The sequence below is a fragment of the Paenibacillus sp. FSL R5-0345 genome (assembly GCF_000758585.1).
GTDB lineage: Bacteria > Bacillota > Bacilli > Paenibacillales > Paenibacillaceae > Paenibacillus_AQ.
Genome location: NZ_CP009281.1, coordinates 2,678,287 through 2,698,662, shown reverse-complemented (window position 1 = coordinate 2,698,662; position 20,376 = coordinate 2,678,287). Strand labels below are relative to the sequence as shown.

The window sequence follows — 20,376 nt, the reverse complement described above, 5'->3', positions numbered from 1 at the left end:
CTCATGATAATATCTTACCTCACAACCGCACTATCTTAAGATATTCTGATAATTTTGCGGGAAGTCTGACTTATTAGGGTCTTTTAGATGCTTGAACGATTCAAGCTTTACCTTAGGACCAGAAGAAATTCTAAAAGTCATGGTATCTTCTCCAACTGAAATATGTGGACCTACTGTAGGATATACGTTAAGTGTAATCAAGAAATCAAACCCACGAAAACCATTGATCCGCTTCACCTCAGTCACATCCACAAAGTAAGGATAAACCATTGGCGATTCTCTCAAAAGTGGCGCATAAATTTCAGCGATTTTTTTGTCAATATAGGGTGATAGAAATGTCATTAACATATCTTGAAACATAAGTTCGCGCGAATCCTGATCTGGAAGCTTCGGTCCCGAATCAGATCTGGAAGGAGCCTCGGCTTGCGATTGAACCAACCCATTAGCGGAGCAAGGTTGTTGCCCCAGCAAGAGCAAAACTGCGATAAGAAGAGGTGCAATCCAGCTTTTTTTCATCAAAATAGCCTCCTTAGGGAACTTTTTATAAATTCTCCAAAGAGGCCCTATTTTTATACGTTAAATCTCAATTGTATTAAAAAGAAAGGGATCTCCCTTCAGATAATTCCTTAGAATCGCCAGTGCATACGGTTGTTCTGCTTTCAGTCCCTCGGTTTCTCTAGGATCGGGTGCGTGATGGCAATAATTCTCGATCATGACCATGACCGTAAAATGCTCTAAAGTCTGCAACCACTCCCCATCAAGCTTGCCAATGCTCTCGTAGCCCTTAATGACCAGCTCTCTTTGTAAGGGATACAGTCCTAGTATGGTGTGTGCCACGTCATAAAGATAATATCCCCAGCCACATCTTCCAAAATCAATCGGTCGAGGTTCCCCCTCTTTAAAAATGATATTCCCTTGATGTAAATCACCATGGATGACTCCATAAGTTCTTCTGTTCTTATATTTATGCTGCTTGCTTAACCAGACGTATAATTTCTCAGCCGCAGACTGATACAGCAAGAACTCTTCCTCTGTAAGAAAACTATGGTAGTGCAGTTTTAAACGGAGCATTGCTTTTCTAAAACTATGTTCATCCCAAACAGGACGATTAAAGCCTGGGGGTAACTCAAGCTCTTGCGCCGCTTTATGTAGCTTCGCTAATAATACACCTTCTTTATAAATTTGTTCTTCATTAAATCCTTCATTCGCATGTTCACCTTCAACCCAGCGCATTAACGATGCATATACGCCGTCCCCATTACCTTGCTCCACTTTGAACGTGACAGAACCTGTGCGATCATGCACGCCTTTTGGCAGAGGTACATCCATTTTGCTCTTCAAAAGCTCCAGCCACGCGATTTCAGAGTTAATTTCCTCTTTTGACCTCCCCGAATGAAGACGCAGCAAGAAAGTTCCCTCTTTATTAGTCTCTATTACAAAAGTGCAAGTGTCCGATCGTTGATTGAAACGAATCTGCGTCCAATCGAGATCAAAGTGCTGGAGCGCCATTAAAGCTGCTTGCTTATAATTATTTCTCATCGCAATGGAATGTACACATCAACCTCATCAGGCCACGTAGAATTAGCAAACTGGTAGATTTCTATAGCCAATGCACGATCATTACTCTGCAAATCATTATTCCTCACATAACTATGAAGTTCATCATAGGGATCACCTTTGGATCTTACATGAGCATACTGATGAGCCGGGATTGCAAAACCAAGCATGCCCTCAGGAACATTTGTGAGCTCCTCCACTTCCATACAGATCATATAAGTAAATAAATTTTCGGTAGAAAAATGTGGGCTAAGATAACGTTCAGCGTGAATGATATGGCTGATTTCATCTTTTCTTCTATTAAATTCTTGCTTCATCGCCTCTACTCTTTCCGGATCGTGTCCTACAAAAGAAGAAGTAATACTTAAACCCACCAGCTTCATTTCCGGTAATTCGAGTACTCGGACTTGGCCTTCAACCAGCATGAATAATCCATCCCTTCAATGATGATTTAAAATGAAAAATATTTGAAATAAATATTTCTCTTGAAAATATTTTCAGAAAACTAAATAATATAAAGCAGTACTACATGTCGGATCTATCATCTTAATAAGGGTGGAGCTTCATTACAGACAGAAGAAAGGTTGAACATCGGCACCATGAACGCAATTCCAAACCTCAACAAGGAACCAGCCCGTGTGGAAAAAACACGCAAAGAACCTTTTCCCATCTCTATTCTTTCGCTTACGGTAGGCGCTTTTGCGATTGGAATGACTGAATTTGTCATCATGGGTATTTTACCAAATGTAGCCAAGGATTTACAGGTTAGTATTTCAACTGCAGGTCAGCTTATCACGATGTATGCCCTTGGGGTAGCCGTCGGCGCCCCTATCCTAACCATCCTTACACAACGAATCCCGCAAAAGAAACTGTTATGCCTGCTCATGGTATTATTTATTCTAGGCAACGGAATCTCTGTATTTGCTCCAAACTATGCCGTTCTTATGGTAGCTCGTATCATTACAGCTTTAACACATGGGACTTTCTTTGGCGTTGGGGCAGTGATCGCTTCTAATCTGGTCAAGCCCAATAGGCGGGCCGGAGCCGTATCCATTATGATGGCTGGTCTAACGATTGCTAATATCGTCGGTGTCCCTCTAGGAACATTTATTGGGCAAAATATGGGCTGGCGCGCCTCATTTGCTGCGATTGCAGTCATGGGAGTCGCTGCGCTAATCGGCATTCTTATTTTCATACCAAAGATTAAACAAGACAAACCTGCTAGTGTAATCCAACAAATTTCTGCGCTAGCTAATCCTAAATTGCTTCTATTCTTACTGATCGGTGCGCTTGGTAACGCCAGCTTGTTCACGGTATTCACTTATATAGCGCCACTGCTAATGGAAGTTACCGGCTTTGCCGAGCATAATGTGACATGGATTCTAGTTCTCTTCGGCTGTGGTGTTACCATCGGGAATATCGTTGGCGGGAAGCTTGCAGATTGGAAGCTGATGCCTTCTATTGTGGGACTTTATTTCGCGGTTAGTGTCATTCTTACGATCTTTTCCTTCACAATGCATAGTCCAGTAGCTGCGGTCATCACAATATTCTTCTGGGGTATGGTGTCCTTCGCGGTCATGCCAGGATTACAAATACGAATCATGAGTCTGGCTCAAGCCGCTCCTGCACTTGCTTCTACAACCAGCCACTCGGCAGGGAATCTCGGAAACGCAACAGGTGCCTTCATTGGTGGATGGGTCATTTCTCATCTGGCAATTACTTCGCTGCCATGGGTCGGTGCGGTTCTGGTAGGACTCGGTCTGGTACTTGGTATTGCTTGTTATGTAGCAGAACGTAAAGAGAAAATGGCGTAAATTTTTTATAGGACTATATTTAAAAACGAGGGTGTCTCCCAAGCGATGAAAATGGCTTAGGGATGCCCTCGTTTTTATTTTAACAAACTATAGCTATCTATTATCTTGTGGCTTCATTCTTCTAATGCTTAGCATCTGATTTGCCCCTTTTTGAAATTCATAAGGAACCTCCATCTCCTCCACAGCGAAACCTTGGTGAACCATCTCAACGATAAGGCGATCTAAATGCTCATATCTTTTGCAACACAGATCAACTAAAGGGAAAATACGAAGCTCTCCCCTCGTCACCCGCATAAGTTCATTAACGGTCCTTAGATGAAAATCATAGTCCAGCCGATCACTATACATAAACAGGAAGTGTGCAGACAACGTCAGATCAAAAGCCTCATCATTAAAAGGCAGATCAGGTAAAACCACAGGAATATATCGCTCCGGGGTTTGTCTCCGATCATTGGTGTTATCGTTCAAAGCCCTATTCCTCGCTTGTGTAAGATCCGCTATAGACCCGAAGTAGTCCCACACAAAGTTACCTTGTACCTTTTCCAGTTCAGACATAGCATGCTCGATATCTTGAATACCTTTGTCTGCAAGCTCATCCGCAGAGTAATAATAAGCAATATCGGCAGCCGTTACCTCACTCCCGAGCTGATTCGATATCGCTGTAAAAGAACAGGCACCCGCAGGACAGTCCAAAATCCGCCCGCCCATAAGATCCGCCTCTTTCAAATTGAACATCTGCAAATATTCCTCAAAGGTCCTTCCTATAAAAACAATCCTCTCCAACTCAAGCTTTCCCTCTGCTCCGCTCATCTCATCTCACCTTTCCTCATCTCGGCTAATAGGCTCACTTTTTACTTCTGTTTAAATATATGAATAAGATAATCTATAAGAAGTCCTAAAATTAGGAACGTTCCAAAATGAATGAGATACGTGGGAAATCTGACGCTAATTAATATACTGCTGGCAGCCCATTCTGTATTATTAACATCAACCATCCAGTTTGCAAAGGGCTTCGTAAAAATCAGCGTATCTATAATGGGATTAAGTCGTACAAGAATGATGTTTGCGATCTCAATCCCCAAATAATCGCACAGACAGATGATGATACTAATAATCGAAAACCAGAAACTGAATTTTCTCCTTAAAAACATCAAGCACCGCCCTTTCTATTTTTTCCTAATACATACAATTCGTTTAAAATTCAAAATATCCTTGTCGAGGTTAATTCCTGCTTTAAAAAATGATACAATCTGGAGCTCGCAAGCTTGAGTGGATAATCCGAAAGTTTACATAGGATACCGCAGGTCATATCAATCACCCTTCCCTCCAGCTTCCGTACCACCGTTCCTGCAAGTGCCGGTTTCAGCACAATCTCAGGGACAAGAGCGACACCTAAACCACTTTCCACAAAATATTTCAGAGCCGTCATGCTACCAATCTCCATAGTATCTAATGGTGCTCCGCCTGATTCCTGCAGCACACTTTCTAATTTTTTGCGATAAGGACAGTTCACTGCCGTTATAAGTAATCGATGATCCCGTAAATCCTCTGGCGTGATACTCTCCTTGGAAGCAAGGGGATGCGCTTCTGGCATAAGTAACACAAATTCCTCTGCAAATAAGGGTTCAAAATAAAGCTCCTTACCCAGCTCTGGTCCGGAACAAACTGCCATATCAATTTCGCCTCGCAAAAGTAGTTCACTGAGTGCTCCGGTTCCCGCAATCTCCACAGAAACTTTTATTTTCGGAAACCGCGTCATAAAACTGCTTAACAGCTGCGGCAACCGATAGCTCGCCGTAGGATCCGTTACCCCTATGCGGACGTTGCCAGCCTCGCCTATTTTTAAATCAGCCAACTGACTCTGAAGCCGCTCCATATCCTTAACAATATGTAAGCTCTGTTCATAAAACAATCTACCCGCATCGGTTAAGCTAATTTGTTTTCCACGCTCAAGCAGTTGACAGCCTAAGTCGGATTCAAGCCTCTGCATTTGCATCGTAACAGTCGATTGGGCATAATTCAATTCTTCTGCTGCACGGTTAAAGCTTCCTGAAATCACGATGGTTTGAAAGGTTTTTATTGTTTTTAGATCCATTCTAGTGACCCCCGCCATTCAGTTCAAATAAATTGAACCAAACCTTCATTTAATTCAATTATACGAAATCCAATATTCACTATAGAATACTCTATATCAAACACATATGCCAACCTAAGGAGTGAATGAGATGGTTCTTAACAATAAAGTAGCATTAGTAACTGGTGGAGGTACTGGAATTGGCAAGGCTGTAAGCTTGGAATTAGCCCGACGCGGAGCCCGTGTGGCAGTGAACTATTCTAAATCCGAGGTAGAGGCCAAAGAAACGGTGAATATGATTGTAAATCAAGGGGGGCAAGCCATAGCAGTACAAGCTGATGTTTCTAAGGATCAGGAAGTACGGAGTATGGTGAATTTGATCATTCAGCATTTTGGAACGGTAGATCTGCTGGTGAATAACGCTAGTATTACTAAACATATTGCGCTAGGTGATCTGGAAAAAGCTACGGAAGAGGTATGGGATGAACTCTATGATGTAAATGTGAAAGGCATGTTCTTCTGCGCCAGAGCAGTGGCGCCGTATATGAACAAAAGTACGTCAGGCGCCATCGTCAATCTTGGCAGTATCGCCGGACAAACTGGCTTAGGCTCTTCCCTTCCTTACGCGGTCTCCAAAGCTGCTGTTCATGGTCTTACGAAATCTTTAGCCCACGCCCTGGCTCCTAATATTAGAGTTAACTGTGTCGCTCCGGGAGCTGTTGCTACCAGATGGTGGTCTGGTCGAGAAGAACAAATGCATAAATTAGCGCCTAATTTACTGCTCCGGCGTATTTCATCCACTGAGGATATCGCTCAATTCGTCTGCTCAACACTGGAACAGGAAGCAATGACCGGACAGATCATCACGGTAGATAGTGGTCAAACGTTATAACAACTAAAAGGGCTTTTATACGAGTCTAGCAAGGAAAACCGTCAGTTTTGGTCTTTTGCATGATATATATTTCATTTTGATATTTTTTCCTCTAAGTTATATGATTATATATAAAACAAAACTAAGTTTCACAAGATGAAACAAAGGAGGAGTGAATTTTGAAAGCAGTTATTGTCGATAAGTTCGGTTCAATAGAGAATATGAAGTATGCAGATGTTGAGATGCCCTCAATAAACTCGAATCAAATCCTGATTCGTGTACAAACAACAAGTGTCAATTTTGCCGATATTAAAGCCAGATTGGGAAATAAGGGAGAAGGAAAACTACCATTTATACTAGGCTTAGAAGCATCCGGCATTATTGAAAAAATCGGCAATGATGTGAAGTCTTTTTATATAGGTCAACGCGTATTAGCTTTTCCTCATCATGGATCGTATGCAGAATATGTGGTTGCCGACGAGAACTTAACTTTCGCAATTCCTGATGGTATTCCTTTTGAGATTGCTGGGGCTTGTGGAATTGTATCTTTCTTATCCTACAAACTCCTAGCGGATATTGCTAAGTTGCAAAAAGGAGAAAATATTCTCATCCACTCTGCTTCTGGCGGGGTAGGAACTACTGCAATCCAAATAGCAAAAGCATTAGGTGCAAAAAATATAATTGGAACCGTAGGAAATGAAGAGAAAATACCCATGGCATTAAATGCAGGAGCAGACCATACGATTTGTTATGCAAATGGCGAGTTTGCTGAAAAGGTAAATGAATTAACAGATGGAAAAGGTGTAGACATCATCTTAGATTCAGTTGGTGGGGATATCACTGCACAGAGTTTGAAATGCCTTGCCCCTATGGGTCGCCTAGTTATATTCGGAAATTCTAGTGGCAGATATGGACAAGTACAAACCAATGACCTTCATGCAAGTTGCCGCTCCGTTCTTGGATTTAGTTTAGGAACTATTAGAAAAGAACGTCCTGAAATTTTAAAAGACACAGCCGTTCAAATCTTCAGCTTGTTAGAAAATGGACAGCTAGACATTAAAATTAGTGCAAGATTCCCTTTAAGCGAAGCATCCTTAGCACATCAATTCGTTGAAAATAGAAACAGCACTGGTAAGGTGTTACTTTATTTGGAGAACTAATAATGCATGTTCAAGGTTCAATGAAACGCAAAGACCGAACAAGGAATAACTTGTTCGGTCTTTGCTCAAATGATTTAAAAAATAGATTAGTTAGGTTCACTACCCCAAATCAGATTTCCTGAGACGTAAGCTGGCGCTTTAGTCCAGTCCACATAATTGGTATCCACCGCATTAAAGGAGTAATCACCGGTTTGAGTGTAATTCGTCCAGTCATTTTTAGACACACGCACCTGAATATCGATACTTGCACCAGCAGCAAGTGAACCCGCTGCACTTGTGAATCCGACCTCCAAATAATAATCCGCATCCGACTTAGCGGTTGGCAGCTTCACAAACGTTCCGGTTACATTCGCGCTTCCGACCTGCGACCAATCACAGAAGAAGCTTTGCGGCTTTTCTTCATCAATTGTGTAATAGTATCTTAATTTCACATCAGAGAGCGTAACTGCGCTTGTGCTCGTGTTCACCAGCTTGAACTTTGGATTCAACGTATTTCCGGAAGCAGACAATGATCCGTTATACATCTGTACCTTTAGTGCTGCTGACGGAGCTACTGTCGTATCTGAAATGGTGACAATCAAGGATTGTGTGGCCCCTGCACTAAACTCAAAAGTCAATGTAGTCGTCCCTACTGCTTGCGTTGCCAGATACGACTTTTTAATCGTCACAGTCGATCCGCTGATCGTATAATCAGTTCCCGCTACGAGATTGGCTGTTCCATTTTTGATCGTGCTCAGCGTATTTCCGTTCAACGTCAGCGTTACTGCGACGTCTGCTTGATTCGCTGTTTTCTTGTCAAAGCCTGCGGTTGTTGGCGTTATCGTTGAGTTGGATACGGGTGTTGTCGTATCCGATACCGCAACCGCCAACGATTGTGCAGCCCCTGCGCTAAAGCTAAACGTCAGCGTGGTCGTTCCCACCGCTTGCGTTGCCAGATACGACTTTTTAATCGTCGCAGTCGATCCGCTGACTGTGTAATCTGTCCCAGCAACCAATGTTGCTGTTCCGTTCTTGATCGTACTCAGCGTATTTCCATTGAGCGTCATAGATACTGCAACGTCTGCTTGATTCGCTGTTTTCTTATCAAAGCTTGCTGTTGTCGGCGTTATTGTGGAGTTGGATACGGGTGTTGTTGTATCCGATACCGCAATCGTTAAGGATTGCGTAGCTCCCGCGCTAAAGCTGAACGTCAGCGTTGTTGTTCCCACCGCTTGTGTAGCTAGATAAGACTTCTTAATCGTCACTGTCGATCCGCTGACCGTGTAATCTGTCCCAGCAACCAATGTTGCTGTTCCGTTCTTGATCGTACTCAGCGTATTTCCATTGAGCGTCATAGTTACTGCAACGTCTGCTTGATTCGCTGTTTTCTTATCGAAGCTTGCTGCTGTCGGCGTTATCGTGGAGTTGGATACAGGTGTTGTTGTATCCGATACCGCAATCCCTAAGGATTGCGTAGCTCCCGCGCTAAAGCTGAACGTCAGCGTGGTCGTTCCCACCGCTTGCGTAGCTAGATAAGACTTCTTAATCGTCACTGTCGATCCGCTGACCGTGTAATCTGTCCCAGCAACCAATGTTGCTGTTCCGTTCTTGATCGTACTCAGCGTATTTCCATTGAGCGTCATAGTTACTGCAACGTCTGCTTGATTCGCTGTTTTCTTATCGAAGCTTGCTGCTGTCGGCGTAATGGTTGATCCTGTAACGGGTGCATTCACAGGATCTGCATACAAGGTACCTCGGCCATTCGTTCCTAGATACACACGTCCATAAATTCTTGGGTCACCAGTAATCGCCATATTGATTTTGGCATATTGGTGGGCATCGTCATTAATACGAACCCATGTTGCGCCAACATCATCAGAACGGAAGACGCCCCGCACGCCATCAATCTTCGCTACCGTGTACAGCGCCATGTAAGTTTGACCCGGCGCAGCCTTTCCATAACCGATCAGATCAGCTTCTTGTACATTTGTTAATTTCGTAAAGCTCGCACCAGAGTTCGTGGAGTGCCACAAACCATATTTATTCTCTGTCGTGTTCCCTCCAGCAAACCAGATGTCGCCTTCAATGCCCGGTACTGCCTTCATGCTGATCTGAGCTTCATTCGGCTGTAATCCAGCCACATCATTGGTTGGGAACCCTGAAGCTGAAGTGGCCGTAAATGTAGCTCCGCCATCCACACTAACATAGAAGATTCCAGCAAAGAATCCGTAGAATTTGTTTGTATTCACTCGATCAGATGCTACTTTTGCTCCAGCAGGTAAACCGGCGCTTGCTGTCCAAGAATTACCTGAAGTTTTGGAGTAGTACACACCAATATCCGAGGTGCTCCACAGAATGGAGTTACCACTCGCAGATACAGCTACTTGTCCATGCCCCACCGTTGTTTTGGTTCCATTGGACGGTTCGGAATTTGGCATGTACCAGTTCACTCCACCATCATTAGAGATACCGATAGACTTCATGCTTGGGGATTTTTCTTTATCCGCACTCCCTACCCGAACTATGTAGGAGGGGCTCAGCTCAGCATAATCAATACTCATCGTTGTTGCCCATGAAGGACTGGTCTGGAATTTAGTTGGAGCTACCGACAAATCCTCATGCCGGAAACCAGATACGTCACCAAGCGCAGTGATCAAATGGGACGTTCCAGTTGGCGGGCTTATCAGGCCTAATACTGCAGTTTCCTCCACACCCTTTGCCATAACAGAGATATTTACCTTGCCTCCGGTATCCCATGAGGTCAAATTGTTTGAGCCATAAATAGTGGCCCCCGTACCATACATCATCCGGTTAGAGTTGAAAGGATCAATTTCCAGGTCGCCCATCATCCAGCCCAGTTTTGGTGATGGATCAAGAGAGGTCGAAGTCGTTCCATGATCGAGCCAAGGTGCTGCTGTGATATCCATACTGAACTTATAAGTTCGTTCTGGATAATTACCCCAATCCCAAATTCGGCTCCATGTTGCACCACCGTTCGTACTGCGGAAAATCACTTCATCAGGCCACCAAGCGTTTAAACTGGATACCATCACTGTGTTAGGATTCTGAGCATCCACCGCCAAACCACCGAAGCCATACCAATTATCCGTTCCGGTTGAAGGGCTGATGTTCGTCCATGCACCGCTTGTTTTATTGAATTTCCAAACTTCACCTTTACTTCCGTCATAAGGACCTACACCATTGCTATAAGTTATATACAGATCACCTGTAGAGGAAAGCACACCATGATGTGGCAAGTATCCTGTAGGTTGTCCAGCCAGAGCTGTCCAAGTCGCGCCTCCATCAGTGCTCCTATATACGCTGCTTGCTGTATCGGCAACCCCTACATATATCGTTTGAGTCGCATTGCCAAGCGTTCCTGTACTTTTATCGAATGTAATCCAGGATAAGCCGACGAGATCATTTCCATAATCCAATGTCGGGTTCTGAATATATGTTCCTACATTCGTAAAGGAGGTTACCTTCGACCAAGTAACACCGGAGTCCGTACTTTTCCAGAGCCCATTACCACTTCTTGTTCCGAAGAATAAAATATTATTCTTATTCGGGTCGATCACAAGGCGTTCACCCGCAGATCGGCCCGGCATATTTCCACCTACTTTAAAAGGCAGTGGAGTGGTTTGCCAAGTGTTACCCCGGTCATTAGAGCGCATAATCTGACCGTTATTATCCCAAGAGTTAGTATAAGTACCTGTTGCCATATACACTTTGTTCGGATCAATAGGATCTGTAGCAAGGGCATCTACACCATTCTTATTCCAATCGACCCAGCCCACGGAGTCACTAATTGAAGTCCAGCTAGAGGTAGCCTGATTCCAGCGATAGGCACCCCCGATATCTGTTCTGGCATAGATTAAATTGGGTTCGGACTGATTAAAAATAATACCGGGTACAAAGCCACCGCCTGCCCCCGTTACAACACTCTTCCAATTGTAAGGTTCACTTGCAGCCGCATGAGTAGTAGCTGGGAATGCAGAGAATAAAGAGCCTACCATCGCGCCAAGCAGGATTAACAATCCAGTTTTTCGGATACGATTACGAATCACGTTTTACGCCTCCTACAATTTTATTGGTTTGCTTTTGCTTTCCTCCTACTCTGTATCCCTGCTTCTTCCCTCCCCCCTAAACATGACTATTTAAAATTTACTGATAACGCTTTCATTATAATGGTAATGTTTTTCATTATCGAGAGAAAATGGTTGTATTTTTATGAAGTTTGTCTTTAAAAATCGTACCATTTTCACACTACAGATTACATTTCACAAACACAGCCATCTTCTCACTTACGTTTGCTTTCAAAACCAACTAAGGAATAGCCGCTCAAATCAAAAGAATCTAAAAAAAGCCTTCTCCACCCTAAGGGCGAAGAAAGCTGCTATTGCTTAATGCGTGAGCACAAATTCATCCAGCATCTTCCCATCCACATCATAAGCCTGATAGGTCAGAGTATTACCGGCAACACTAATCCCTGCGAACATTTGCTTGTAGTTTTGAAAATGCACCGCATGATAGAACTGATCTTCTTTTTTCTCATTAAACTTCCCAGCAGAAGCATTGGTTACCACATATACCGTACCTTTTTTAGCACCTACCGGATTCTCACCTTCAGGAATGATTTTTCCAGCCCGTAACGGGTAGGATCTGGAGTACTCATGATTATGACCCTGTAGTACCAAATCAACCTCATACGCGTCAAAAATATCCGTCCAATCTTCAACCTTCTTATATGAATTCCCCCCGTAAGCCGGACGGTGCATCGCAACGATCTTCCATTCCTTATCCGTGCCCTTTAAATCTTGCTTCAGCCACTCGGCTTGCTTTTTTAAATTACTCTCCGTATTCAATACAGATACATGCACAGGACCATAATCGAAAGAATAAGAAGTGCCTGCAATGGAACCCTTTGCCCCGTTATCAGGCAGGTTGAAATGGGAAGTAAAGTCTGTCGCATCGCCATCCACCTCATCATGATTTCCTGTAACAGGCATTAAGGGTATTCCAGAAATCAAGCTTTGCACGTTCCCAAAAAATTGATCCCAGCCCGCCGAATCCTCCGGGTTCTCCGTTATGTCACCATTATGAACAATAAACTTGGCCTCTGGAAAGGTCTGAAAAGCCTTGCTCAATGTCTTCCCCCACAGTTTAAAATCATTCGCACTATCCCCTTGGGAATCCGTAACGTTGATAAATGTAGCACTGTCTAGTCCTCTCTCTTCCGTGGTGAATTCCGAAACTGTACTCCATTCCCCCTCAACACCGCTACCCACTCTGTAAGAATACATTGCCCCCGGCTCAAGTCCCGTAACCTCCGCTTTATGAACACCTCTAGTACCATTGTCTGTTTTTATTGAGCTACTATCTGCTTCTACCCTTAATACATCCGAATTTGCAAAAGAAGAACTCCGTCCCTTGACCAACTCCAGAACTCCTGCGGTGTTGGAATCGTTAGTATACCAAGTGAAAGCACGACTCGTTCCAGCATCTCCTTTAAAGGTGGTAACAAGATCATACGGGGTTGATGATTTCGCGGAGCTCCCGGATTTGGACCACTCCATCCCAACAGCCACCAAGATCAATACAATCACTACTAGCCCTAGGATAATGGCGAATTTATAGTCTTTCATCACGGCTCCTCCTTCATTTCTCTCTCTAGTCTTCTAACTAAGATAGCCTTCCAGAAAGTCAGAAGTCAAATCTATACCTCCATACTTTTGTTAACGCAGTGTAAAACATTCAGCTAACATTCAGTCTATTTTAAGTTAAGCATAAGGTCTGTCTCCTAGAATTAGTTGTGCAAGAAGGTCAACCAACGACAGAGAAAGAGATAGAAACGAGGTGGGAAAATGAGTAACAAGCTTCAATTCCGGCATGAGCTGAAATTCTTCATTAACTATCATCAATACCTTATATTGCGCCAGCGATTGCAGAGCTTGATTGATACAGACGAGCACGCCAATGAGAGTGGCGAATATCATATTCGCAGTTTATATTTTGACGACATCAACAACTCGGCGCTTGCCGACAAACTCGGTGGTCTCAGAGAACGCGCCAAATACCGTATTCGCATCTACAACATTCAAGACAACATTATTCACTTTGAGAAAAAAATCAAAATGGACGATTATATCGCCAAAATCAAAGAGCCGCTGACCCGTCAAATGTACGACGAGATCATGGCAGGCAACTATGAGGTCCTGAATGTCCCGGACAGTCCGCTGTTCATGGAACTATACCATCAGATGCGTCACAACCTACTGCGGCCTAAGGTCATCGTCGATTACGTTCGTGAGCCTTATGTTTGTCAGAACGGTAACGTGCGGATTACATTCGATAAGGAATTACGTACCGGTCTGCATTCGACGGATATTTTTGATAAGGATTTACATCCGATTCGAGCGATTGATGAGAACTTCATTATTTTTGAAGTGAAATTCGATGAGTACATTCCGGAGTACATTAAAATTGCGCTGCAGTTAGAAGGGTTGAACAGACAGTCCGCTTCAAAATATGTAATCTGCCGCAAATTCTTAAAAACCAACACTTGGGAGGATTATTGATTATGAATGCATCACTAGCAACGCTAGCAGCAACCGCAACAACAGATACAACCACAAATACTTTTACAGATATTATTAAAAGCTCGGTGATCGACAACTTTGTATCCGACATAAGCATCTCGAAGATGCTCATCACCTTGGGGGTAGCTTTCCTAATCGGATATTTCATTTATCTTCTCTACAAACGTGTTTTTAGCGGAGTGTTATATTCCAAAAGCTTCAACGTCTCGCTCATAGGCATGACCATGATTACTGCCACTGTTATTATCGCGATCAATTCTAACCTTGTGCTGTCCCTCGGTATGGTCGGTGCATTGTCTATCGTTCGTTTCAGAACGCCTATTAAAGATCCAACTGATTTGATCTTTTTGTTCTGGGCAGCAGTCGCAGGCATCGTAACCGGAGCAGGCTTCTTCACTTTAGCAATTGTTGGTTCAATCATCATCGGTCTAATTCTGTTCCTGTTCATCAAACATTCTTCTATCGAAACTCCATACTTGCTAGTTATTAACTGTGATGGTGATGAAAGTGAACGCGAAGTACACAACCATATCACCAACTCAGTAAAACGCTATAATGTAAAGCAGAAAACCGTTTCCGCAAACAATATTGAATTGACACTGGAGCTTCGTCTGGATGATAAAGTAGGTGGCTTTGTCAATACAGTCTCCGATCTAAAAGGAGTCAAAAATGCACTTCTAATCAGCTATAGCGGCGACTATGTATCCTAAACACAATATGATGAAAGGCGGTGCCCCAGATGAAAGCAAGAGGTAAGTCTATCCTGCTGACTCTTTGTTGCCTGCTGCTGGTCATCGCTGTAGCTGGGTGCCAGAACGCAAGTCCATCTGCAACAAACGAGTCAACATCTGATAATCAGGAGAAGGTCATTTCGAGCGATGAAAAAAATCTAGATGAGCAGGTCTTTCCTAAAGATAAGGTCGTGGATGTCAAAATCACCCTGGACCCGGACGATTTTCAGGATATGCTGGACAATGCCAGTGCTGAAGAATACAAAATGGCTTCTGTTGAGTATAACGGGATCAAATTCGATAACGTAGCCGTTCGAACCAAAGGAAATCTTAGCCTGAGAAGTGTAGTACAGATGACAGATTCTGATCGCTACAGCTTCAAAATCTCTTTTGATGAATATGTGAACCAGAATTTATTCGGCATCACTAAGATCAACCTAAATAACAATTACAGCGATGCTTCTTATATGCGTGAATTCCTGACCTATGAGCTCGCTGAGAGTGTCGGTCTCCCTACACCGAAATACTCCTTCGTCAATGTGTACGTCAACGATGAACTGAAGGGCTTCTACCTCGCGGTGGAACAGATCAGCGACGCTTATCTGGAACGTAACTTTGGGAACTCTTACGGTGCACTTTATAAAGGAGTAATGACTGGTCAAGGCAGTGACTTGACTTGGCTTGGTGATGATCCATCTCTCTATACTGGACTGGTAATGAAGTCGGATAAATCCAACGATGATATTCTGATCGATATGCTGAATGAGCTTAATAACGGCACCGATTATGAAAAATACATCGACGTAGAGGAGTCGCTGAAGTATATCGCTCTAAATGCGGTAACAGCTAATATGGACAGTTATCTAGGTGGTAATAAGCAAAATTATTACTTATATGAAGACGATGGGGTCTTCTCCATCCTGCCGTGGGATTATAATATGGCTTTTGGCGGCATGGGCAGCGCAGATGTGCTGATTGATGAGCCTACTCAAGGCGCACTGGCAGAACGGCCACTGATTGCCAAGCTGCTGGCTAATGATGAATATAAAGCGAAATATCACGAGATTGTCAGCGAGATGATTAATGGTTATCTAGCGGACGACACGTTCCAAACTCGGATGGACCAGCTGGACATGATGATTTCCAGCTATGTCAAAGCGGATCCTTCAGCTTTCTACACCTTCGAGCAATATGAAGAAGGGATTAAATCTGTTAAGACCTTCATGTCGAATATGGCGAAAAATATCCAGCAGCAGCTCGATGGCACCATCCCTTCCTCCGGTGACGGATCGGGAAGTGGTATGGGTGGCGGCATGGGCGGCGGCGGCTTTGGCGGTGGCGCTAGAAATGGTGCAGCTGCAGGTGCCACTGGTGCCGGACAAGGCGCGAACGCCGCGAGTAACGGGCAAGTGGCTGGCGCGGAGACCGAGAGCACTACCACTGTTGATGGCGCTACTGCGCCGAACGCCGTAAGCGGGCAAGCAGCTACTGATGGGCAGGCGCCTCAGGGTGCAGGCGGTGAGCCCGGCGCCATGGGCGGACCCGCTATTCCTGATGCCGGTGCAGGTCCTGGCAGTAACACGCAAGCAGCAGCTGGCGGTCAAGCGCCTCAGGGTGATCTGACCAACACTAACGGGCAGGCTGCTCAAGGTGGACAGACCAACGCCAACGGGCAGGCCGTTCAAGGTGGGCAAGACAACACTGACGGGCAAGCTGCTCAAGGCGGATTTAATGGAGGCGCAGGCGGTGAGCCTGGTGCCATGGGTGGTCCAACTATCCCTGAAGGCGGAAACGGTCCTGGCGGTGGCGGCTTTGGTGGCGGCATGCCTGGTGGTATGGGTGGAGGCGACTTTGGTGGCGGTGGGGCCATGCAGCAAAAAGGCAGCACGAGTGAAGCCATCACTACTGGGGTCGCAATCCTGCTTCTGCTACTAACCGCAATCTTTGTAACCTTCTATAAACGCAAACGGTTATAGAAAAGCAAGAAACTATCCTCAACAAAAAAGACATGAAGAAGCCTCCGGCGTTAATTGACGGGGGCTTCTTTCATGTCTTAAAGATCATATTTCCAAATCTACACATACAAACTACTGAGAACAGTTCCATATCTCGCTCGGAACTGTTCTCGGTTTTCATCTCAAACTTTTTTCTTATCAAAATCTCCAACAATGATCACGGAATACAACTAGTTCTTACTCTTTCCGCCCACGTAATATACTAATGGCCGCTATTAAAAAAGCTAGTAATGATATCCCGACTGCGATATAGACCATTGGGTTGACACTGTTTGACTTCTCTTCATCTTTCATGATAGCGTTGTGCTCTTCCATACTCATGGAATCTCCCACGGCACTAGCACCGTGAGAATGTTCATCCCCTGCTGCGGCTTGCACAATCGAGGTCACAGAGTGTGGATTCTCTGTTCCGGCCTCGCCGGACCATTGCACCAAGCTTCCATCGGCATAGTGCTGATAAGCATCCCATGCAATGTCGCCAGCGGCATCAGGGTTCTTGGCCGTAAAATAGAAGCGTTGGAATTGCCCCTTCTGAATGCCCTCACCATTAGCTATCCAGCTAACCTTATTCCCTTCAATGGTAACATCCCATCCGGGTGTAGCCTCATATTGTTTAAACTCTGCACCTGCTGGAACGCGCAGATCAACTTGTACAGTTGCCACATCTTTTTCCGAAGGAACCTTAAGCGTGTAGGTCTCCCATGCTCCGGTACTGGATTGTGCTGGTGCCACAGTTACGTGCGCACTAGCTACGGCTGCAAACAACAATAGTGTGGCGGCAGCTGGTGCGAATAAAGTCATTATTTTGCGAGATAATCTGTTCATAATTAGCCCCTTCTCATAAGTAATCCTATAAATTTCGTCATTTAACAAACCACTATATCTCCTTGGGAAAATCCCGTTTACGCGAAGCAAGCCCTTGTTCCAAGGCATAACGCGTCAACTGTGTTCGATTTTGGAGTTGAAGCTTTTGGAGGATGTTCTTCAGATGATTTTTTACGGTATGCTCCGAAATCCCCAAGCTCACGGCAATCTCCTTGTTCTTGGATCCAGAAGATACACAGCTTAAAATTTCTTTCTCTCTTGCCGTCAACGACTCCCCTTCATCTGTTACAGAGGGCACGGTGAACTCCTTCAAGATTTGAAAAGCCAGCTCCCGACTAAGCGGTGCTTCTTCATTAACAATAGCCTGCAAATATTGAATCCAGGTGGAAGGTGCCAGATTCTTTAGCAAATACCCCTGTGCTCCTTGCTTCAGCGCTTCGAGGAGATGGGAAATCTCATCCGATACCGTAACGATAACGATTTTGACATAGGGATATTCCTGCTTGATCCGGCGAGTCGTCTCTAGCCCGTCCATCACCGGCATCTGAATATCGATTAGAATGAGATCAGGCATCCATTGCGCTGTGAAAGCGATCGCCTCAGCACCACTCTCCACCACACCAATAACCTCAAAACTATCATCCATGGACAAAATCTCACACATCGCTTCACGCGCATGCGCATGATCATCCACAACTAAAACTCGGTATCGGCTCATGGACTGACATCCCCCTTCGTAATTTCAACCTGGGTGCCTGTGTCACCGGATATCAGCCTAAGCTTCCATCCCATCCCCTCGACACGCTCCTTCATGATCTGAAGTCCGTAGCTGCCACTCCCTTCAAATGGATCATGCCGAAATCCTTCTCCGTTGTCTGCAACAACTACTCTCCAGCTCTTCTCATCGCCAGTGCCAGTAATTGAAACCAGCCCCGCTCGTGTATGCTTACGAACATTAATGATCGCTTCACGGATACAGGATAACAATTCTGATTTTTCCGAAGGAGAGAGCGCATCATCTTCCAGACTCCAATCGAGCGAGGCTTCGATCATAATCTCATTAGCCATCTGGGCTAGCTGGTCTTTTACCGACTGTTCCAATGAAAAAGAACTCTGCTCAGAGACCGGAATCTTCAGATTAGCGATGGCTTGCCGCACATAACGGTTCACCTCATGGACCGTCTTTTTAATCTGATTCACACTTTCCTCACTGACTTCACCGTTCTTGCGGTTTGCTTCTAGACGGTCGATTTTGACAGATAAAAGGAATAAAGATTGCGCCATCCCGTCATGCAATTCCTTGGCTAGACCTTCCCGGGCCTTCATTGCTTCCTTAAGCGCACGTTCCTGCTCCAACTCCCGCTGATTCCTCTCCATAAGAGAGAACAATGGGACGAGTAATACAAGACTGACTAAAAACACGAGAACCGGTGTCAAGTAGTTCCCTAAATCCATTGAAATATAAGGCATTAGAAACTGATGGCGTACGACTTCCCAGATTCCTACCATAAACGTTGGCAGTAACAGGATCATGTACTTTATTCGTTTATACGTTGCCGTCCCCTCCCGCACATCTTATGCTTAACATTATCACCGTCTCATCCCAGCTGCATGACTCGATCGGGCTATATAAAGCTGTTAATGTTACAAATTTAAGTATTTTAAAAGGTGAATGCTGTCATTTATAATATCACAAGCAAGCTTTCTTATATTGTAGCAAAAAAAAGATACATCTCACGATGTACCCAATCATTTCTACTTTTACGTGAAGCCCTACCTATATTGGAGAAGTATAACGTCCATATTGGATGTCCATTTCCTTAAACAAATCTCCTTCTTTTTTCAGAAAAAAAGTATTTACTCCCTCTGATCCCCACCAATTTAATCCAAGAAGAGGACCATTTAAGGTTTCGGCAGCAAAAAGAATGGAGAACATTTCAGGCATAACCTCTCCGCCATCATCCACCCGCCAGACTGAATATTCATCCCCTTGAATCACCGCAGGATAGTCCATAAAGGTAAATTCATCTTTTTCTTTCCAGACGAGACTAAATAACATATCCTGATCCAGCCTCACGAATTGAACAAGATACAACTGCCGATCTGTAGACAGCTCTGCAAGCTTCCATATGTTCTGAATTTCACGGTTTTTCGTATCTACAATACGCTGCCGAACACTTACTTCTACAGTGGAAGCTTGTTGGCCCTTCATAGATTCAATAGGCAAAAGCGCATCAACCTTAAAGTCTGCTTGATCCGTCAAATAATAGGTTTCATCCGGGGTCGCACTTGCTTCTTCCACCGTAAAAAGATACCCCGCCAGATTCACAAAATTATGCGCCATCTCCCGGCCATTGCTATCCGCTGTTCCATCCTGCCACTTGTTAAATTTCACTTTTAACACTTTACCCTGATCACCAATGGCTTCATTTAATTGTGCCATTTCCTGATCCAGCCCTTGTTCATGCCCCGTGACTAGAATATTCCGCCCCTCTGCATCCGCAAAGCCAAAACTCGTCTTAAGCTTATCAGTGTCTAGATAAGCATCAGTCTTCTGCTTGCTTGGAGTCGGTAATGGCTCTGCGCTTGAAGGAAGAGTTGGAGAAGGCAGTACAGTTTCCGCACTTTGTTCAGGTGTAGACTCAGCATGATCCCCATCACTGGTCAAAGAGTTGTTGCTAGAACAACCCACCAACATAAGAACAATAAAGAAACTTACCATGAGCTTATTCATTCTTATTCCTCCAAACG

At 44.4% G+C, this 20,376-nt stretch carries 16 protein-coding genes and 2 pseudogenes; 6 read left to right on the top strand and 12 right to left on the bottom strand.

Features of this window, described 5'->3' with window-relative positions; genetic code table 11:
- Positions 1–30: 30 nt before the first annotated feature.
- Genes R50345_RS11600 through R50345_RS11590 form a run of 3 tightly spaced genes read right to left on the bottom strand, consistent with a single transcriptional unit; the run spans position 31 to position 1,982 of the window.
- On the bottom strand, positions 31–516 hold the full coding sequence (locus tag R50345_RS11600; RefSeq protein ID WP_042126680.1) for a DUF3888 domain-containing protein: 486 nt from the start codon (positions 514–516) through the stop codon (positions 31–33).
- A gap of 60 nt (positions 517–576) precedes the next feature.
- The gene (locus R50345_RS11595; protein ID WP_042126676.1) at positions 577–1,539 is read right to left on the bottom strand and encodes a phosphotransferase enzyme family protein; all 963 of its coding nucleotides are present in this window, start codon (positions 1,537–1,539) and stop codon (positions 577–579) included.
- Positions 1,536–1,982: a GyrI-like domain-containing protein gene (locus R50345_RS11590; protein ID WP_042126675.1), complete on the bottom strand. Its 447-nt coding sequence runs from the start codon at positions 1,980–1,982 to the stop codon at positions 1,536–1,538. Before R50345_RS11590 ends, R50345_RS11595 begins: the two co-directional genes overlap by 4 nt.
- A gap of 174 nt (positions 1,983–2,156) precedes the next feature.
- Here R50345_RS11590 and R50345_RS11585 point away from each other — a divergent pair, with 174 nt between their 5' ends.
- Entirely contained in the window at positions 2,157–3,371 is a 1,215-nt protein-coding gene (locus tag R50345_RS11585) for an MFS transporter (RefSeq protein ID WP_042132091.1), read from the top strand.
- Positions 3,372–3,464: 93 nt separating this feature from the next.
- On the opposite strand, the gene R50345_RS11580 is transcribed toward R50345_RS11585, so the two are convergent.
- Together R50345_RS11580 and R50345_RS11570 are read right to left on the bottom strand one after the other, a co-directional pair.
- Positions 3,465–4,181 (bottom strand): SAM-dependent methyltransferase, encoded by a 717-nt coding sequence (locus R50345_RS11580; RefSeq protein ID WP_042126673.1) that lies wholly within the window; start codon positions 4,179–4,181, stop codon positions 3,465–3,467.
- Between the two features lie 391 nt (positions 4,182–4,572).
- On the bottom strand, positions 4,573–5,466 hold the full coding sequence (locus R50345_RS11570; protein ID WP_042126669.1) for a LysR family transcriptional regulator: 894 nt from the start codon (positions 5,464–5,466) through the stop codon (positions 4,573–4,575).
- 130 nt (positions 5,467–5,596) lie between these two features.
- Here R50345_RS11570 and R50345_RS11565 point away from each other — a divergent pair, with 130 nt between their 5' ends.
- Together R50345_RS11565 and R50345_RS11560 are read left to right on the top strand one after the other, a co-directional pair.
- Entirely contained in the window at positions 5,597–6,337 is a 741-nt protein-coding gene (locus R50345_RS11565; RefSeq protein ID WP_042126667.1) for an SDR family NAD(P)-dependent oxidoreductase, read from the top strand.
- Between the two features lie 158 nt (positions 6,338–6,495).
- Positions 6,496–7,476 (top strand): quinone oxidoreductase family protein, encoded by a 981-nt coding sequence (locus R50345_RS11560; protein WP_042126665.1) that lies wholly within the window; start codon positions 6,496–6,498, stop codon positions 7,474–7,476.
- 86 nt (positions 7,477–7,562) lie between these two features.
- Here the strand turns inward: R50345_RS11560 and R50345_RS31920 are convergent.
- From R50345_RS31920 to R50345_RS11550, 3 genes and pseudogenes are all read right to left on the bottom strand, one after another.
- Positions 7,563–8,285: pseudogene (locus R50345_RS31920) on the bottom strand (X2-like carbohydrate binding domain-containing protein); the annotation flags it as partial.
- Positions 8,286–8,348: 63 nt separating this feature from the next.
- Positions 8,349–11,471, bottom strand: a pseudogene (locus R50345_RS11555) (X2-like carbohydrate binding domain-containing protein); the annotation flags it as partial.
- Between the two features lie 387 nt (positions 11,472–11,858).
- Positions 11,859–13,100, bottom strand: a complete 1,242-nt coding sequence (locus R50345_RS11550; RefSeq protein ID WP_042126663.1) for a purple acid phosphatase family protein — start codon at positions 13,098–13,100, stop codon at positions 11,859–11,861.
- Positions 13,101–13,319: 219 nt separating this feature from the next.
- Between R50345_RS11550 and R50345_RS11545 the strand changes: the two genes are divergently transcribed.
- Genes R50345_RS11545 through R50345_RS11535 form a run of 3 tightly spaced genes read left to right on the top strand, consistent with a single transcriptional unit; the run spans position 13,320 to position 16,761 of the window.
- On the top strand, positions 13,320–14,033 hold the full coding sequence (locus tag R50345_RS11545; protein ID WP_042126661.1) for a polyphosphate polymerase domain-containing protein: 714 nt from the start codon (positions 13,320–13,322) through the stop codon (positions 14,031–14,033).
- Positions 14,034–14,035: 2 nt separating this feature from the next.
- A complete protein-coding gene (locus R50345_RS11540; RefSeq protein ID WP_042126659.1) occupies positions 14,036–14,764 on the top strand; it encodes a DUF4956 domain-containing protein in 729 nt (242 codons plus the stop codon).
- Positions 14,765–14,793: 29 nt separating this feature from the next.
- Positions 14,794–16,761, top strand: coding sequence for a CotH kinase family protein (locus tag R50345_RS11535; RefSeq protein ID WP_042126657.1), 1,968 nt, complete (start codon positions 14,794–14,796; stop codon positions 16,759–16,761).
- 216 nt (positions 16,762–16,977) lie between these two features.
- Here the strand turns inward: R50345_RS11535 and R50345_RS11530 are convergent, their stop codons facing one another.
- The 4 genes from R50345_RS11530 to R50345_RS11515 all read right to left on the bottom strand — a co-directional run bounded on the left by R50345_RS11530 (position 16,978) and on the right by R50345_RS11515 (position 20,359).
- Complete coding sequence (locus tag R50345_RS11530) at positions 16,978–17,625, bottom strand: DUF1775 domain-containing protein (protein ID WP_076117857.1); 648 nt, start codon at positions 17,623–17,625, stop codon at positions 16,978–16,980.
- A gap of 52 nt (positions 17,626–17,677) precedes the next feature.
- Positions 17,678–18,343 (bottom strand): response regulator, encoded by a 666-nt coding sequence (locus R50345_RS11525; RefSeq protein WP_042126655.1) that lies wholly within the window; start codon positions 18,341–18,343, stop codon positions 17,678–17,680.
- Complete coding sequence (locus tag R50345_RS11520; protein ID WP_042126653.1) at positions 18,340–19,158, bottom strand: sensor histidine kinase; 819 nt, start codon at positions 19,156–19,158, stop codon at positions 18,340–18,342. The genes R50345_RS11525 and R50345_RS11520 overlap by 4 nt, the downstream gene beginning before the upstream one ends.
- A gap of 244 nt (positions 19,159–19,402) precedes the next feature.
- Positions 19,403–20,359 carry a hypothetical protein gene (locus tag R50345_RS11515; protein WP_042126651.1) on the bottom strand — a complete coding sequence of 319 codons (957 nt, stop codon included), beginning with the start codon at positions 20,357–20,359 and terminating at the stop codon, positions 19,403–19,405.
- Positions 20,360–20,376 lie beyond the last annotated feature (17 nt).

What these genes read in the sequence shown, in the direction of transcription:
- R50345_RS11600 (WP_042126680.1), bottom strand. Translation starts at nt 516, where the DNA reads ATGAAAAAAAGCTGGATTGCACCTCTTCTTATCGCAGTTTTGCTCTTG.
- R50345_RS11595 (WP_042126676.1), bottom strand. Translation starts at nt 1,539, where the DNA reads ATGAGAAATAATTATAAGCAAGCAGCTTTAATGGCGCTCCAGCACTTT.
- R50345_RS11590 (WP_042126675.1), bottom strand. Translation starts at nt 1,982, where the DNA reads ATGCTGGTTGAAGGCCAAGTCCGAGTACTCGAATTACCGGAAATGAAG.
- R50345_RS11585 (WP_042132091.1), top strand. Translation starts at nt 2,157, where the DNA reads ATGAACGCAATTCCAAACCTCAACAAGGAACCAGCCCGTGTGGAAAAA.
- R50345_RS11580 (WP_042126673.1), bottom strand. Translation starts at nt 4,181, where the DNA reads ATGAGCGGAGCAGAGGGAAAGCTTGAGTTGGAGAGGATTGTTTTTATA.
- R50345_RS11570 (WP_042126669.1), bottom strand. Translation starts at nt 5,466, where the DNA reads ATGGATCTAAAAACAATAAAAACCTTTCAAACCATCGTGATTTCAGGA.
- R50345_RS11565 (WP_042126667.1), top strand. Translation starts at nt 5,597, where the DNA reads ATGGTTCTTAACAATAAAGTAGCATTAGTAACTGGTGGAGGTACTGGA.
- R50345_RS11550 (WP_042126663.1), bottom strand. Translation starts at nt 13,100, where the DNA reads ATGAAAGACTATAAATTCGCCATTATCCTAGGGCTAGTAGTGATTGTA.
- R50345_RS11545 (WP_042126661.1), top strand. Translation starts at nt 13,320, where the DNA reads ATGAGTAACAAGCTTCAATTCCGGCATGAGCTGAAATTCTTCATTAAC.
- R50345_RS11540 (WP_042126659.1), top strand. Translation starts at nt 14,036, where the DNA reads ATGAATGCATCACTAGCAACGCTAGCAGCAACCGCAACAACAGATACA.
- R50345_RS11535 (WP_042126657.1), top strand. Translation starts at nt 14,794, where the DNA reads ATGAAAGCAAGAGGTAAGTCTATCCTGCTGACTCTTTGTTGCCTGCTG.
- R50345_RS11530 (WP_076117857.1), bottom strand. Translation starts at nt 17,625, where the DNA reads ATGAACAGATTATCTCGCAAAATAATGACTTTATTCGCACCAGCTGCC.
- R50345_RS11525 (WP_042126655.1), bottom strand. Translation starts at nt 18,343, where the DNA reads ATGAGCCGATACCGAGTTTTAGTTGTGGATGATCATGCGCATGCGCGT.
- R50345_RS11520 (WP_042126653.1), bottom strand. Translation starts at nt 19,158, where the DNA reads ATGATCCTGTTACTGCCAACGTTTATGGTAGGAATCTGGGAAGTCGTA.
- R50345_RS11515 (WP_042126651.1), bottom strand. Translation starts at nt 20,359, where the DNA reads ATGAATAAGCTCATGGTAAGTTTCTTTATTGTTCTTATGTTGGTGGGT.